The 15,959-nt window shown below is 59.9% G+C and carries 12 protein-coding genes; 8 read left to right on the top strand and 4 right to left on the bottom strand.

Annotation, left to right across the window (positions count from 1 at the left end; genetic code table 11):
• Both GSQ82_RS07425 and mutS read right to left on the bottom strand, forming a co-directional pair.
• Window positions 1–922 (bottom strand): anhydro-N-acetylmuramic acid kinase (locus GSQ82_RS07425; protein ID WP_254061489.1); only part of this gene is annotated, 922 nt, incomplete at its 3' end.
• Window positions 923–986: 64 nt separating this feature from the next.
• Window positions 987–3,668, bottom strand: a complete 2,682-nt coding sequence (mutS, locus tag GSQ82_RS07420) for a DNA mismatch repair protein MutS (protein ID WP_158791665.1) — start codon at window positions 3,666–3,668, stop codon at window positions 987–989.
• 281 nt (window positions 3,669–3,949) lie between these two features.
• Here mutS and GSQ82_RS07415 point away from each other — a divergent pair, with 281 nt between their 5' ends.
• The 8 genes from GSQ82_RS07415 (at window position 3,950) to GSQ82_RS07380 (ending at window position 12,351) form a co-directional block, all read left to right on the top strand.
• Window positions 3,950–4,132 carry a hypothetical protein gene (locus GSQ82_RS07415; RefSeq protein ID WP_158791664.1) on the top strand — a complete coding sequence of 61 codons (183 nt, stop codon included), beginning with the start codon at window positions 3,950–3,952 and terminating at the stop codon, window positions 4,130–4,132.
• A 71-nt stretch (window positions 4,133–4,203) separates the two neighbouring features.
• Complete coding sequence (locus tag GSQ82_RS07410; protein ID WP_254061488.1) at window positions 4,204–5,103, top strand: SPFH domain-containing protein; 900 nt, start codon at window positions 4,204–4,206, stop codon at window positions 5,101–5,103.
• Between the two features lie 170 nt (window positions 5,104–5,273).
• Window positions 5,274–6,083 (top strand): cytochrome c biogenesis protein CcsA, encoded by an 810-nt coding sequence (ccsA, locus tag GSQ82_RS07405; protein ID WP_158792175.1) that lies wholly within the window; start codon window positions 5,274–5,276, stop codon window positions 6,081–6,083.
• Window positions 6,084–6,091: 8 nt separating this feature from the next.
• Window positions 6,092–7,357 carry a glutamyl-tRNA reductase gene (gene hemA / locus GSQ82_RS07400; RefSeq protein ID WP_158791662.1) on the top strand — a complete coding sequence of 422 codons (1,266 nt, stop codon included), beginning with the start codon at window positions 6,092–6,094 and terminating at the stop codon, window positions 7,355–7,357.
• A 99-nt stretch (window positions 7,358–7,456) separates the two neighbouring features.
• Window positions 7,457–8,473 (top strand): serine hydrolase, encoded by a 1,017-nt coding sequence (locus tag GSQ82_RS07395; RefSeq protein ID WP_158791661.1) that lies wholly within the window; start codon window positions 7,457–7,459, stop codon window positions 8,471–8,473.
• A gap of 63 nt (window positions 8,474–8,536) precedes the next feature.
• Window positions 8,537–9,532, top strand: coding sequence for a hydroxymethylbilane synthase (gene hemC, locus GSQ82_RS07390; RefSeq protein WP_158791660.1), 996 nt, complete (start codon window positions 8,537–8,539; stop codon window positions 9,530–9,532).
• 1,270 nt (window positions 9,533–10,802) lie between these two features.
• The gene (locus GSQ82_RS07385) at window positions 10,803–11,525 is read left to right on the top strand and encodes a Crp/Fnr family transcriptional regulator (RefSeq protein WP_158791659.1); all 723 of its coding nucleotides are present in this window, start codon (window positions 10,803–10,805) and stop codon (window positions 11,523–11,525) included.
• A gap of 40 nt (window positions 11,526–11,565) precedes the next feature.
• Complete coding sequence (locus GSQ82_RS07380; RefSeq protein ID WP_254061487.1) at window positions 11,566–12,351, top strand: uroporphyrinogen-III synthase; 786 nt, start codon at window positions 11,566–11,568, stop codon at window positions 12,349–12,351.
• A gap of 106 nt (window positions 12,352–12,457) precedes the next feature.
• Here the strand turns inward: GSQ82_RS07380 and GSQ82_RS25440 are convergent, their stop codons facing one another.
• Entirely contained in the window at window positions 12,458–15,061 is a 2,604-nt protein-coding gene (locus tag GSQ82_RS25440; protein WP_305794663.1) for a hypothetical protein, read from the bottom strand.
• A gap of 70 nt (window positions 15,062–15,131) precedes the next feature.
• Window positions 15,132–15,896, bottom strand: a complete 765-nt coding sequence (locus GSQ82_RS07370; protein WP_158791657.1) for an ABC transporter ATP-binding protein — start codon at window positions 15,894–15,896, stop codon at window positions 15,132–15,134.
• Window positions 15,897–15,959 lie beyond the last annotated feature (63 nt).

Here is a 15,959-nt window from a genome sequence, read left to right as displayed (position 1 = left end):
CCCCCGCCACAAACCTCTTATACGCATCGACCACCGAAGCCGCCGTCAACGCCGTCGCCGTAGCGATCACATCTTCATCCCGATCCTCGCGTCCCCCCGTACGCCGGCACATCGCAATAAACCTCGAGACAAAAGCCTCCCCGAACTGCTCTCTTCCGAACGACTTAGGCGGCAAAGCCGAGAAAAATTCCTCGCGCAAAATCTCCTCCACCACCCCCTGCAACACCCGTCCCGTCCGCGCCACATCCCCACTCACATCAAACTCCCGCTCATACAACCGCCGCATACAAGCGTCGATCACCATATTCCCTGGCCCCGTATCGAACGCCATCACCCGATCCACCCCAGCACCCGCAGGAATCGCCGTAAGATTCCCTATCCCCCCCAGATTCTGCAATATACGGCTCACCTTCGCCGATCGAAACATGCAGTAGTCCAGCATCGGCACCAGCGGAGCCGCCTGACCGCCCGCCGCCAGATCCGCTGGCCTAAAGTCACTCACCACAGGCACATGCAGCCGCTCCACAATCACCGAAGCCTCTCCGATCTGCCACGTAGCCCGCGTGTTCCTGCCTAGATAATCTTCATCGGCGCCCTGGTGATACACCGTCTGCCCATGACACCCTACCAACTCCACCTTTGCGGCAATACACTCCTGCGCTTTCTCCACCGCATCCGCATACACCTCGCCCAACCGCCAGTTCAGCCGCGCCAGCTCCGCTACCGAGATCGCCTGCGCATCCATCGCGCCCAGCACAGCCGCTCTTACCACCTTGGTATAAGGCACTCCCACATGCCCAAGCAGCTTCACCTCCGGCATCTCCCCGGCGACGTGTGAAGGCACTATCCTGCACACCGCCACGTCCACGCCATCGGCCGAGGTACCGCTCATTATCCCCGCCACCACTAAGCTCTTCACCATAAGCTCCATATTCTCACTGAGATAAATTGCACTACGATGAACTGACCAGCTTCGGCCTTGGAATCTATGCCTTCAGCTCCCTCTGCAATTCAGCTAGCAGATTCAGAGCCTCTCTCGGAGTCAATCCATCCACATCCGCCTCAGCCAGCCTGTCTACGATCCGCTGCGATAGCGGCGTAAACATCGTCATCTGCATCTGCGCCGCACCTGCAGACGATGCCTCCCGTACCTGCTGCGTCTCAGCCCGCTCATGCACCTTCAGCACCTCACGCGCCCGCGCAATCACCCCCGCGGGCAGCCCCGCCAGCCTTGCGACTTCAATCCCATAGCTCTTACTAGCCGGCCCAGCCTCGACTGTATGTAGAAACACGATCCCCCCCGAAGTCTCCTTCACCGTCACCCGTAGATTCGTTAATCGCGCCAGCCTCTCTGCCAGCAGAGTCAGCTCGTGATAGTGCGTAGCAAACAGTGTCCGCGCACCAATTCGATCATGCAGATGTTCCACCGTCGCCCACGCCAGACTCAATCCATCGTAGGTAGCCGTGCCCCTGCCCATCTCATCCAGCAGCACCAATGACCGATTCGTGGCCGTATTCAAGATCGCAGCCGTCTCCGTCATCTCCACCATGAACGTCGAGCGTCCGCGCGCCACATTGTCGCTGGCCCCGATCCTCGTATAGATTCGGTCCACCAGCCCCAGCCGCATGCTCTCCGCGGGTACGAAGCAGCCCATCTGCGCCATCACCACAAGCAGCGCGGCCATCCGCAGATAAGTACTCTTACCACCCATGTTCGGCCCGGTAATCAGCAGCACAGCGGGGCCTGCGTCCGCATCCAGATGCGCCGAGTTCGGCACAAACCTTCCCCCGCCGGACTCCTCCATGCGCCTCTCCACCACCGGATGCCGTGCCTGCACAAACTCCAGCACGCCACTCGACTCCACCCGTGGTCTCGTCCAGCCGCGCAGAGCCGAAAGATGCGCAAAGCACCCCAGAAGATCTATCTCTGCCACCTTCCGTGCGGTCTCTCGCATCCTGCCTGCGGCCTCCAGCAACTGCCGCCTCAACTCTTCGAAGATTCTCCGCTCGATCTCTCCGCTTCGCTCCTGCGCGGTCAAAATCTTCGTCTCGTATTCCTTCAATTCGGGCGTCGTAAATCGCTCTGCGTTCACCAGCGTCTGCTTACGCTCATAGTCAGCTGGAACCGCCTTGGCATTTGCCTTCGTCACCTCAAGGTAGTACCCGAATACATTATTGAATCGCACCTTCAGCGACCCGATCCCAGTCTTGACTCTCTCCCGCTCCTCAATCGAAGCCAGCGCCTGCCGCCCACTGCGGCTCAACTCACGCAGCTCGTCCAACTCCGCATCCACGCCCTCACGAATAGCCCCGCCGTCCCCCAGCGACACCGGCGGCTCCTCTGCAATCGTCCGCACAATCATCTCGTACAGATCTTCCAGCGGATCGGTGCTCTCTCCGAGCTGACGCCACAGCACAGCATCAAAGACCTTCACTGCCGCCACCAGCCCCGGCAGGCACCCCAGTGTCTTCGCCAGAGCCATCACCTCTCGCGGTCCAGCCGAATCCGTAGCCACGCGCCCCAGCAGCCGCTCCAGGTCGAGCACACCATCCATCGATCGCCGCAGTCCCTCACGACGACGCAGATCCCCAGCAGCCTCGCCCACAGCCTCCAGCCGAGCCTCAATCTCCGCCACACCGTTGAATGGACGCAGCAGCGAAGCACGCAGCAGTCGTTTGCCCATCGGCGTGCAGCAGGCATCCATCGTGTAAAACAACGTTGTCTGTGCCGACTCTCCGGAGAACAGCGGATCCACCAGCTCCAGATTTCGCACACTCACCGCATCTAGCTCCAAGCACGTCGATCGCTCATAGAAGCGCAGCCCATCCACATGCTCCAGACCACCCTGCTTGGTCTGCCGCATGTAATGCAGCAGTGCACCCGCGGCCACCGCTGCAGCTTCATGGCCACCCAATCCCATGCCATCCAACGAGTGCACCTTGAAGTGGCTTCTCACCAGCGGGAGCGCATATTCCGACGTAAATACCCAATCCTCCAGCGCAGTCTTCGTGCGAATTCCATCCAGCCCGGCCGAAGTGTCCGACGCAGGTTCCCCCGCCAGGTTCACTCCCCCTAGAAGACCTTGCCCGTACAGCAACTCCACCGGCCGGACCCTCCCCAACTCATCTCCCAGCTGAGCCCATCCAACCGCTCCTGAAAACTCCGTGACTCGAAACTCCCCCGTAGAAAGATCCAGCAGCGCCAGGCCCCAAACGTGACTACCATGAGATGTCTCGCCACCTATCATCGCCACGCTGGCAAGGTAGTTGCTTTGCTCTGCTCCCAGCGCCGGGTCAAGCGACGTTCCAGGCGTCAGCACCCGGGTCACTTCCCGCCGAACGATTGTTTTGGTCTGCTTCGGATCCTCCATTTGCTCGCACAGGGCGATCTTGTAACCCATCCGCAGCAGCCGTTGCAGATAGGCCTCAGCAGCGTGGTAGGGGACCCCGCACATCGGTTGTTTCTTCTCTCTATCCCTCGCTGTCAGCGTAAGTTGCAGGAGACGAGAGACCAGGATGGCATCTTCATAAAACAGCTCATAAAAGTCCCCAATCCTGCAGAACATCAAGCAGTCGGGAAACTGCTCCTTCGCCGCAAAATATTGCCGCATAACCGGTGTCAATCCAGCCGCTTCACTCGCCAAACTTCCAATCGCTTCGTTAGTCATCACAGAACCGCAGAATACCGTACCAGCACCTGCGTTCGCCTGCCACCTGTCTCAGTCTGTTAAAAACTCCTCGTAACACCAGTAGATTAATCGCCCAATCACTGATTGGGGACGTACACGTCCCCGCCTAGCTCGATGCCTCCGCACAGTCAATGCAGCTTTTGGCAAGTAGAAGCATTACCTCATTTACATGAACTTTACAGAATCTTTATGACGAACGGCATAGCCTAAGCAAATAGTGAATGGTTGTTGGGCCACGTAGGATTTGGCCAGGAAATGCAATGCTGTTTTGGAAAGTGTTGTTCTCTCTGCTGGTCGCGCTGGCTCTCTACGAGTGCATGGTGACCGCGTTCCACCTACTCAATCTTCCGAGTGATCGAGCTGTTCTGGAGGGCTTGTGTCTGCTGCTGTCGATCGCAGTTGGCGGATTCTTTGTGTTTCGTAAGATTTGGAGGCTGTCATGACTCTCTTTGGTGAAGTAATCCATTCCGGTAATGGTCGAAACAATTCAGAGATGCCCGCTCTGACTGGAGTAGTGAAACTGGCCGCCGCGGCCATCGGCTTTCTTGTTCTCTGCTTTATCTTTTTCAACTACGTCGCAGCCATCACGCGCATCGGTGCGGGGTACGTTGGAGTAGAGGTTGTTCTGAGCGGTTCGCAGCGAGGTCCATCTGAGATTCCCATCCGCACAGGCTGGGTCTTCTATAGTCCGCTTCGCAGTCAGATCATCGAGTTTCCCACCTTCGTCCAGACTGTAAAGTGGACCCGTGATCTGAACGAGGGACACGCCTCGAACGAGGAGATGAGCTTCAACACCAAGGAAGGCATGGAGATCTACTCCGATGTCTCCCTGAGCTACGCTATCGACCCGCACCGTGTCCCTGACTTCTACGTCAAGTATCGGCTAAGCGATCTCGATCTCTTCACCCACGGAATCCTTCGCGACGTCGTTCGCAACTCACTAAACGAAGTTGCCTCGACCTACAGCGTGGAACAGATCTACGGTGAACAGAAGGCAGAGTTCCTCAATAAAGTTGAGGCATTGATTCAGCAGAAGATGGAGCCGGTTGGGGTAGGCATCCAGCAGTTCGGTTTCATTGGAGCGCCGCGGGTTCCCGAGGTGATCGCTAACGCTATCACCTCTAAGGCTCAGGCGATTCAGGATGCAGAGCGCGCCCGGAATGAGCTGGCAAAGACCCAAGCTGAAGCCGCCAAGACGGTTGCAGAGGCAGATGGTGAAGCCAAGGCCGCGGTCACACGAGCCAACGGTGAGGCTGAGGCTAACCGAATCAGGCAGACCTCGCTTACGCCTCAACTTCTCGAGCTGCGGAAGATCGAGAACCAGAAGGCTCTCATCGAGCGCTGGAACGGTCAGCTTCCGACTGTTCAGACCGGCAACGGAGGCCTGCTGATGGAGCTGCCCAAGATGCAGTAAGTCTCCGCGACATTGCTGGGCGATGGCTGCCTCATCAGTCATCCCCAGCACGTCGTTTGCAGGGCAATTCGGTGACGAGCCGCTCGCAACCTGCAGGCGCTACGGCACGGTGCCTGCCCAAAACCGATATACTGAAGCTTCGCGTAGCCTCGGGCGGGCGAATCTATCGTATGTCTCTCCTCTGGCTCAGAGTCGCGGTCTTTCTCTACGGCATCGCCGCGCTCGCGGTTTTGCCCGCCGCTCTCTACGACCGTCCCCGCTGGCGTCACGTCGCCATTCCCGCCACCATCACCGCAGTTCTATTCCACTTCGTCTCGCTGGCTGAGATGCTCAACGCTGCGCATCACGCTCTGCCGGTCGATACCCACGAGGCACAGACCCTCCTCAGCCTCCTTCTGGGGCTGGCCTTCCTGCTGGTCTACTGGCGCTACAGGACAGTCTCGCTCGGCATCTTCATCCTGCCGATCTGTTTTCTCCTTGGCCTTATTCCTGCTTTCCATCCCGGTCAGGAGTCCACGATCTTACCGCTGCTCCACAGCCGCTGGATTCTTCTGCACATAGCGCTTCTCCTCGCCGCCTACGCTGCGCTCTTCGTCTCCCTGATGGCGTCTCTTCTCTATCTCGTGCAGGAGCGTCGTCTCAAGCAGAAGTCGCCCACTTTGCTCTGGCTTCCGCCGCTGGAGACCACCGACCAGATCGCACTTAAGTCTCTCCTCTTCGGTCTCCCCTGCATGACCGCTGGTCTGCTCATCGGCTCACTGATCGCTCAGGCTACTGTAGGAGCCACTTACTTTCGCGATCCCAAGATCCTCCTTGCCTTCGCCATGTGGCTGGCTTACATCGCGATGATCTACATTCGCCGCCACTCCGGCTTTCGCGGGCGTCGCGCGGTCTATCTCTCCAGCTTCGTCTTTCTGGTCGTGCTTGCTGTCTGGGCAGCGAATCAGCTCTCCGCCGTTCACAGGTTCACTGCTCCATGAGCGCGCCCATGCAAAATACGTCCGGGAGTCTTGTCCTCATCGGAGTGAACCACAACACTGCACCCATCGAGGTGCGGGAACGGCTCGCCATACCCGTAGAACGCCTTGCTGACGCTACTCGCACCCTCGTTCATCATCCCGGTATTCGAGAAGGGCTGATCCTCTCCACCTGCAATCGCGTCGAGCTTCTCACTTTGCAGGATGACCCGGAGGTCACCTCACCTCAAAGTAAGACCGATCTCCTCCGCTTCCTCCATGAGTACTTCGCTGTCCCGCAGCACGATATTCAGCCGCACCTCTACGAGTTCCGCGAGCGCGAGGCCGTTCGCCACCTCTTCCGTGTCGCCAGCTCCCTCGACAGCATGGTCGTTGGCGAACCGCAGATCCTCGGCCAGGTCAAAGAGTCCTACACCATCGCACGCGAAGTAGGCGCGGTGCAGTCCACGTTGGAATCACTGCTTCAGCGGACCTTCACGGTGGCCAAGAAGGTTCGTACCGAGACACAGATCGGTTCGAGCAGCGTGTCCATTGCTTCTGTCGCGGTAGACCTTGCCAGAAAGATCTTCGGCTCCCTGCAGGGAAAGACTGTGCTCCTCGTAGGTGCAGGCAAGATGTCTGAGTTGGCAGCACGTCATCTCATCCAGCAAGGCGCATCTTCCATCCTGGTTGCTAACCGCACCCAGTCCCGCGCGGAGAAGATCGCGGCCGAGTTCGCCAGTGCCTCCGTCCTTACTGCTGTCATCCCGTTTGATGACCTCTACGATCAGGCAGCCCGCGCGGACATCGTCATCACCAGTACCGGAGCGCCGCAGAAGATCTTTAACCGTTCCCATGGACAGAACTTTCTGCAACGCCGGCGTAACCGGCCCATGTTCTTCATCGATATCGCTGTTCCACGCGACGTCGATCCCCGGATGAACGAGGTGGATGGTTGCTTCGTCTACGACATCGACGATCTCCAGCAGGTAGCCTCTGCGAACCTTGCCGACCGCAGCCGCGAAGCCGAAGCCGCCGAGACCATCGTCAGCAGGGAAGTGGACAAGTACGAGCAACGCCTGCAGTCCCGCGATGCTGTCCCCGCCATCAAAGCTCTGCAGCAACAAGCCGAAGCCATTCGTGAGGCCGAGCTGGCACGTTCCGCCAAACGCCTCGCCGCTCTCACCCCTGAGCAGCGCGAAGCCGTCGAAGCTCTTACCCGCTCCCTCACCGCCAAACTTCTGCACCCCCAACTCACCGCCCTTCGCGAATCCACCCGCCCCAAAGACACCGAATAAGCCTCCCGCATCGGGAACCTCTGCCATCGCTCCTCAAGTGTTACACTCCATCCACACATAAAGGCGTAGCGAATTCCGGGTCAGTTTGAGGAGAAAGAGATGCTTCATTCAAGGCGCGGATTCATGACAGCAGCCGCAGCAGCCATCGGAACTCTACCAGTAAGCCTCCATGCAGAAGCCCCGCAAACGACCGCGGCAATACAAGCAACATCTCCCGAAGCGATTCTCTCGCTCTTCAAATCCTTACCGGGAGAGGTGTCGATCAAGATCCACGCGCCCGCAGCCAACGGCAAGCCCGAGTTTCTCGTCGAGTCCAACTCCGCGAAGAGGATGTTCGTAGGCAGTGCGATCAAGACGTTCATCCTCTGCGAGGCGTTGCGCCAGGCCGACTCTCCTAATGTCGTTCAAACTCTTCGGGAGAAGCAACTATCCCTCGATGCCAGCGTCTGGTCCTTAGATAGCGCAACCTTCAACCCGCCTAATCTCATCGGCAAGGTCTCCCAGCGCACTGCTCTCGAGGCCATGATCCTCCACAGCGATAACACCGGCACCGACATGTCGATCAAACAGGTTGGTCCCGAGAAGGTTCGCGCATTCATTGCCTCCACAGGTCTTAGCAACACCCAGATCCCCGAAAGCACGCGAGTATTTTTTGGCTATCTCCTCGGTGCAAAATCGTACAAAACCTTTACATGGGAAGAGATAGGAGCCGCCGCCAATTTGCCAATCGTCAACTCTCCCATGAACACGGTTGAAACCCTGGCGTCTTCGGCAGATGATTTTGTCTCCTACTACTCCCGCGCCCTCCAAGGCGATTTCTTCAAGAACAAAGAAACCCTCAACGAGTTCAGGCGAATTCTCTCGATGGGCGACGCCATCTGGCTGCTGCCGCTTCCCCTCGGCGTTAGCGCGTTCGTCAAAGGCGGAAGCATCGACGTCGCCGGCTTTCATGCGATATGCGCACCAGGGGCTATGCTCTTCGATGGCCGATGGGTCTACTTCTGCCTCACCATCAACTGGTCTGCGAAGGTCGAAGCCGATCCGGACACCGTCAAGGCCTTTGCCGCAGCCGGAAGCCGCGCGCTTACTCTCGTCAAAGAAGCTCTCTCTGTCTAACAGGACCTTCGACCGGTCACCTCCGAGATTTGCTGACGCCGATCCCGTATCCTAGTTAAGACTATGAGCAGCGAGCACAATAATCCCCGAAACCCAATCCGCATCGGCAGCCGAGGCTCACAACTCGCCCTCTGGCAGGCCAATCACATTCTTTACGCCCTCCGCGATGCCGGTTATCACGTCGAACTCGAAGTGATTCGCACGACGGGAGACCGTATGCAGCAGCCGGGCTTCGTTCCTCCTCCGAATCTCGACGGCAAAGGCATCTTCATCAAAGAGATTGAAGAGGCGCTTGAAGAGGGCCGCATCGACCTCGCCGTTCACAGCCTCAAAGATCTTCCTACGAAGCTCGCGCCGCAGTTCATCCTTGCGGCTATTCCAAAACGTGCGGACGCCCGCGATGTCTGGGTGTGTGAGCCTTACTGGGCGCTGCACACGCTGCCTGCTGGAGGCCGCATCGGCACGACCAGCCCTCGCCGGCGTGCGCAGATTCTCGCGCTACGGCCTGATGTGACCTTCGTTGAAGTTCGCGGCAATATCGACACTCGCCTCAAAAAGCTGGCCGATGGTAAGTGCGATGCGCTTGTCCTGGCAGCCGCCGGTCTTGATCGGTTGAAGCGCACGGAGTCGGTTCACCAGCGCTTCTCTCCCTGCGAGCTCTGTCCTGCTCCGGGTCAGGGAGCGCTCGCACTCGAGACACGCAGCCCGGAGCATGCAATCGACGAGGTGCGCGACGCCTACATCCGCAACGCCATTGCCTTCCTCGAGCATCCCTACACTCGCTTTGCCGTCGATGCTGAGCGGACGACGCTCGACGCGCTTGGCGGCGGCTGCTCGCTTCCGATCGGCGCCCACTGCTTCCACGAGGAGGGCAGGTGGAAGATGATTGCGCAGGTCGTCTCTCCGGATGGCGAATCGATGGTCCAGGTTGAAACCGAAGCCTCCTCCGACGCCGATCCCTTCAGTCTGGGGCGATGCGTCGCAGACGAACTCAAGTTGAAGGGGGCGCTAGATCTGCTCTCCATCATGCAACCGGATCAAGCCGTGATAGCGGATTAGCAGACCAACCGTTTGAGATCGATTTGCGACTTCCATGCAAGGTGCTGGCTGTTCACTTTCGCTGCCGGGTGGGGTACCCCCACCCCTGGGGGGTACCCCTTGCTAAACCGTTTCGATTCAGTGGTATATGAAAATCGGTGTCTGTAAAATTTTCTATCTAAAGGGTTTACGGGTAAATATTTGCATCTAAATGGGTTAAGCGGAGTACCTTGCAAAGAGAGAAAGCCCCCGGGGTGCCGGGGTCTTCTCTTTTTGTGTCTATTTCAAGTGTATCGCTTTGGAGGGAACTACTACGCAATGCGATTGTGCCCGTGTTTATTGGGGATTTGCGGTTTTGGGGGTTGACAGGCTTTACTTGTTCTCCTGCTGGATTCGATTGCTGCGTACAGGAAGGCATACCCCAGTGGATGAAGCCCCCCTTTCGTGGCGGGTTTTGGGACAAGGCTAAAGCCTTGGGTTACCTCAGAAGCAAGAGCCTTAGGTGAAATTGACACAGAGGGGTGCGGAACTGTTCGGCTGCGGTGCGAGGTAAGGAGAGAGTATTGGCATGTTGAGGGTATGGCAGGTCCTTCGACTGCGCCTCTCGCGATGAAACTGCGAGAGGCTCCGCTCAGGATGACGCTATCAATCCATCCATCACTTCCGCTCAGGATGACGCTATCAATCCATCCATCACTTCCGCTCAAGATGACGCTATCAATCCATCCATCACTTCCGCTCAAGATGACGCTTTCTATCCATCCATCACTTCCGCTCAAGATGACGCTTTCTATCCATCCGTCACTTTCGCTCAGGATGACACTTTCTATAGCCCTCACTGACGCTCAGGCTATATATCGATACTGCCTAGAGGCTTGAGGGTGGCATGGGCTGTCTCGGTGGCAGAAGCGGCGGAGCGTTGCCAGGGTTATTTGCTGCGGGAGAAGAGGCGAATGGGTGGTGAGTCGCGGTAAGTTGGTGGTGAGATCGTGGCTGTTCGCGGTGATTGCGAGCGATTGTCGTACACCTCTACGAGCGAATCAGCATCCTATAAAGATTAGGTTGCGCGCAGAAGCGTAGACTCTAGCTTGCTCCTCGTTGATGAAGTCAGGGTTTGTCAGTCAAGGGAACCTTCCGAGTGAGTGCTTTATGTCTTATATCGGACAGAACCTTTTTGTTTTCAAGCGTATGCTCACCTGAGTCGCTGGAAAACCTACCTCTGATCAGAGACGTGATTCGCTGTCGTCTTTACAAGTGGCAGTCCTTTGCGAACTGAAGTAAAGGACCCGTCATGCCTTCTGAATCGAATAACTTATTTTTGCGGTCTTTATCTCCGGCTGCTCGCGATCTTCTTGTCTCTTCCTGTACACCCGTCGATCTACCCCTTAGAGCGGACCTCTATGAGGCGGAGCGGGTGCCTGCGTATGCGTACTTTATGACGTCGGGCATTGCGTCTGTTGTGACCGCGATGCCGGACGGCGCGACCGCCGAGGTGGGGCTGATCGGGCATGAGGGGCTGACAGGCAGCCTGCATCTCCTGGGGCCAGCGCCTGTCTCGACCAGCTGTTTTGTGCAGTTGGAGGCGAAGGCGCAGCGTATTCCGTTTGCCAAACTGCAGCGAGCCTACCAGTCGTCGGAGGAGATACGGGATCGGATTCTGGAGTTCGTCCAGACGCAGGCGCTAAGCCTGGGGCAGCTTGCGGGGTGCCATCGTCTGCATGAGGCTGAGGAGAGGCTGGCGCGCTGGCTGCTGATGGCGCAGGACCGCGTTCAGTCCGACGATCTCTACTTTACGCAGGAGTTTCTGGCGATGATGCTTGGCGCGCGGCGAACCACGGTGACGATGGTGGCTGGTTCATTGCAGCGCAGCGGGTTGATCGAGTACAAGCGTGGACGGGTCAAGATTCTGGATCGCGAGAGCCTTGAGGGCGCGGCGTGCGACTGCTACAAGGTGATGAAGCAGCTATTCGTCAATCTTTACAAACAGCCTGTTGGCGAGTTGCAGCAGCTGTAGCGACGGGCGTTTGCAGGTTGGGCGCATTACAATCGCGAGAGTGCGCCTGCTTAGCAATAAACGCATTCTGATTACACGAACACGACACCAGGCGTCCGAGCTTGCGACACAGCTCGAGGGGTTGGGTGCGTGTCCGGTTCTGATTCCTACGATAGAGATCGTCGCTCCGGTGAGCTATGCCGGGCTGGATGCGGCGCTGGCGGAGATGGCGAGCTTTGATTGGGTGATCTTTACCAGTGCCAACGCTGTTGAGGTGTTCGATCGGCGGCGTGGGCTTTTGGCTGGTGCTGAGTTAGCTACGCCGTTCGTTACGCCTAAAAAGATTGCAGTGATTGGTCCGGCTACGGCGCGGGCGGTGGAGGCGGTTGGGCTTGGGGTTGATCTGGTGCCGCCGCAGTATGTTGCGGAGTCGCTGGCTGAGGCTCTCGTGCCTCACGCGCGTGGGGCGCGAATGCTGCTGGTTCGGGCGGCGGATGCTCGTGATCATCTTCCTGAGGCGCTGACTGCTGGAGGGGCGACGGTGACGATCGCGGAGGCTTATCGAAACCAGATTCCTCCGGAGTCGGTGCCTGCGCTGCGGGAGATGTTTCGGGTGCCGGAGAGCTATCCGGATGCGATTACTTTTACGAGTGCTTCGACGGCGAGGAATCTGGTGGCACTGTTGGAGGTTGCGGGGTTGAGGCTGCCTTCGGGGATTGTGCTGGCGTCGATTGGGCCGATTACGAGTCAGGCGCTGCGTGAGCTGGGGTATGAGGCTACTGTTGAGTCGGGGGTGCCGAGTATTCCGGGGTTGATTGAGGCTTTGCTGGGCTGCCTCGGGGGTTGAGTGGTTTGATAGGAAGGCATATCCCAGGGGCTAAAGCCCCCTTTTTTGCGATGATGAGAGACCCAAGGCTAAAGCCTTGGGCTATCTCAAGAGCAAAAGCAAGCGGTTAGCTTTTGGGTGGGCTTTTGGGTGCGGAGGCGGTGTTGGTGGAGGGGGAGGCTGCGCCGGCCTGGGTCTGGATGGGGAGGGTGACGGTGTTGGCGGCGGCGGGGTCGTCGCGGAGGCGGACGAAGAAGCCGGTTTTAGCGGGGCGGGGGAGGGTCAGGGTTGTGCCGACGAATCCTTCGGGGACGGTGATGGGGGTGGTGAAGGCGGCGTCGGTGGAGATGGAGTCGACGAGGTAGAGGCTGGAGCCTTCGACGATGCAGGGTTGGGTGGCGTCGGGTGGGCAGTGGATGTCGGTGAAGACGGGGAGGCGGACGAGGGTGACGAGGGGAAGCCAGTCGCCGGTGGTGCCGTCGGGGGAGACGGGGCGGACGCGGAGGGGGCCGAAGGCGGAGGTGCCGAAGGCTTTGAGCGGGTCGAGGGTGGCGAGGAGGGTGTGGGGGTTTTGGAGGACGAGGTTGCCGGCGGCGACGTTGAGCATGGTGTGGAGTGAGTCGTCGGAGCTGGCGATCTCGATCTGGCCGGTGCGCGGGAAGGGCATGATGGAGCGGAGGGAGAAGGCGAGCTGCTGATTGATGGGGAGATCGTTCTGGTCGGTGAGGTGGATGGAGGAGCTGGGGGCTTGGCCGATGCTCTTGCTGAGGAGGGTGACGGAGGGGCGCGGGGGAGCGACGGTGACGGGGAGGAAGAGGGTGCGGCCGTCTTTGAGGGTGAAGCGGGCGGTGAGGGCGTCGCCTACGCGGAACTTGGGTGCCTGACTGTTGGGCGGGAGGGTGAGGCGGAGGTTGGTGTCTGGGTTGAGTGGCGCGGGGGTGGGGGAGGCGGTGTCCTGGTTGGAGGGCGTGCTGGGTGGTGCGGGGGTGAAGGTGAGGTCGTTGATGGTGAGCTTTTGGACCTGGTCGAGGCTGTTGCCGGTGAGGTCGACGGTGGTGTCGCCGGCGTGGAGCTCGAGGGAGACGAGGCGGGCGGGTTCGGAGTAGGTCTCGGCGGCGACGGTGTCGGGCTTGGAGGTGCCGTACTGGTGGATGGTGAGGTGGAGGGAGCCGGGGTCGAAGGATTTGAGGGAGACGGTGACGGCGATGACGTCGGGTTTGCCGACGGCGGCCTTCCACTGGGTGTCGATGTGTTTATCGGCGGAGTTGTCGAGGGTGATCTTTTCGACGCAGGCGGTGCCGTTGGCGGTGAGGGAGAGGTGGTTTTCGCGTCCGGCGATCATGGGGTCGTCGTCGGCGAGCTTCCAGTCTTTGCCTGGGGTGTTCTGGAGGACGAGGGTGGGGCCTTTGAAGGGATCGAAGCCCCAGTAGCCGAGGATGGTTCCGGTGATGGTGCTGCCGTGCGCGGTGGCGGGCGGCGGGGTCGGAGCTGCGGATTTTGGATCGGGCGGGGTGGAGCTGTCGGGATCGGAGGAGGCGGGTAGGGCGTGGCGGGCGGGGGTGTGGGCGAGGACGAGGCCGCCTTCGAAGGCGTCGGCGGTGAGGGGAATGTCCGTGCCCTGGCCGGGGCCGTCGAGGTGGAGGACGAGGTCGTGGGCGAGGGAGGTGGAGTAGACGAGGGGAGCGCCGTCGAGGGGAAGGACGACGGAGGGCTTGATGAGGCAGCTTACGAGGGTGGGGTCAGTTGGGTGCAGGGGTGGAGGAACGGCGGCCTGGATGGCGGGAAGGCCGATCACGATGACGGATTTTGGATCGTGAAAGGAGGGAGGGGTGTTGAGACGGAGGTTGAGGGCTTCGCCCTGGGGGAAGGCGATGGCGGGGATGTACTGGTATTTGGCGGTGTGGAGGCCGCTGGTGATGCGGACGAGGTCCACGATGGCTCCGACGTAGGCGCTGTAGGCACCGGCGCCGGCCATCTGGGTGTAGCTGGCCTGGGCGATGAGGTCGGAGTTGGGTCCGCTGTTGAGTGCGTCGGCGACGGACTGGCCGTGGCCGTCGTCGAGGAGGGTCTGATTGCCGGCCTGGGTGAGGCAGGTGGCCTGGACGTCTGCGGGCTGCTTGAAGCAGTCAACGTTGGGCTTGAGACTGAGGGTGCGGGCGAGGAGGTCGGAGTGGTCGGCGAGGGCCTTGGGGTCGAAGGGCGGGACCTGGCGGATGGCGGCGAGATAGGTCTCGATGCGGGACTGCTCAAAGCCGGCGGCGGCGAGGTCCTGGGAGGCGCGGACGAAGATGCCGGGGCGGCCTTTGACGGCGGAGCGGAGGGTGCTGTAGTCGCCGCCGGTTTCAGGGGCGAGGAAGAGGATGACCTGCTGGGCCTCTTTGGGGACGATGACCTCGACGCCTTCTTCCTGGACTTTTTTGTTCCAGGTTTCGATGCGGAAGAACCAGTTGTCCGGGGGCGGGTTGGTGGTGCCGCGGAGGAAGGCGGCGACGAGCAGGTAGTGGACGGACTGGGTGGTGGGGAGGTCGGGATGGAGCCAGAGCTTGTCGCCGGGCTGGAGGTTGGGGACCTCAGCGATGGGCAGGGTCTTGCCTGCGCGGGTGACGTGGACTTCCACTTTGGGGCCGGTGAGGTCGAAGCGTGCGCCGTCGGCGTGGAGATAGAGGCAGGAGAACAGAACGGCAGCCAGAGATACCGTGGCGCGGATACGGCGAAGTCTTATTGCCATCATTCCATTTTAGACGGCTGCGAGGCAGCTTCGGATGGCTTTGGGCGGAAAGAGGTTGCGAGTGATTGGTTTGTTACGGTTGCGGCTGAAAACGGGAGGAGGCGTGGTCTCCAGCGACGACGCCGTCGCGGATGGTGATGATGCGGTGGGCGTACTCGGCGATGTCGGGCTCGTGGGTGACGACGACGATGGTGTTGCCCTGGGCGTGGAGGTCGTCGAAGAGGGCCATGATCTCGACGCCAGTCTTGGAGTCGAGGTTTCCGGTGGGTTCGTCGGCGAGGATGATGGAGGGTTTGTTGACGAGGGCGCGGGCGATGGCGACGCGCTGGCGCTGACCGCCGGAGAGCTCGTTGGGCTTGTGCATCATGCGGGAGCCGAGGTTGACGGACTCGAGAACGGCTTTGGCGCGGGCCGTGCGCTCGGCGGCGGGCGTGCCGTTGTAGATGAGGGGAAGCTCGACGTTGTGGAGCGAGGTGGCGCGGGCGAGGAGGTTGAAGGTCTGGAAGACGAAGCCGATCTCCTTGTTGCGGATGCGGGCGAGCTCGTCGTCGTTGAGCTCGGAGACGTCGTGGCCGTTGAGCCAGTAGCGGCCCTGGGAGGGTGAGTCGAGGCAGCCGATGAGGTTCATCAGCGTGGATTTTCCTGAGCCGGAGGGGCCCATGATGGCGACGTACTCGTTATGGCGGATGCGGAGGTTGACGCCGCGCAGAGCGTGCACCTGCTGGTCGCCCATCTCATAGGTCTTCCAGAGATTGTCGGTGACGATGACGTCTCCGGCGTTTGGACCGGAGGCGTTGCTGGTGGTGATGGGAGATTCGACTGCGGTTTCGATAGCCATCCGGTTCTCCGGTTCGTGCCTGTTTCAGGATAGTACGTTTTGGTGGAGGCAATGGTTCCGGGA

Source organism: Granulicella sp. L60 (assembly GCF_009765825.1).
In the GTDB taxonomy this organism is placed as follows: Bacteria; Acidobacteriota; Terriglobia; order Terriglobales; family Acidobacteriaceae; genus Edaphobacter.
This window is presented reverse-complemented; position numbering and strand designations above follow the sequence as displayed.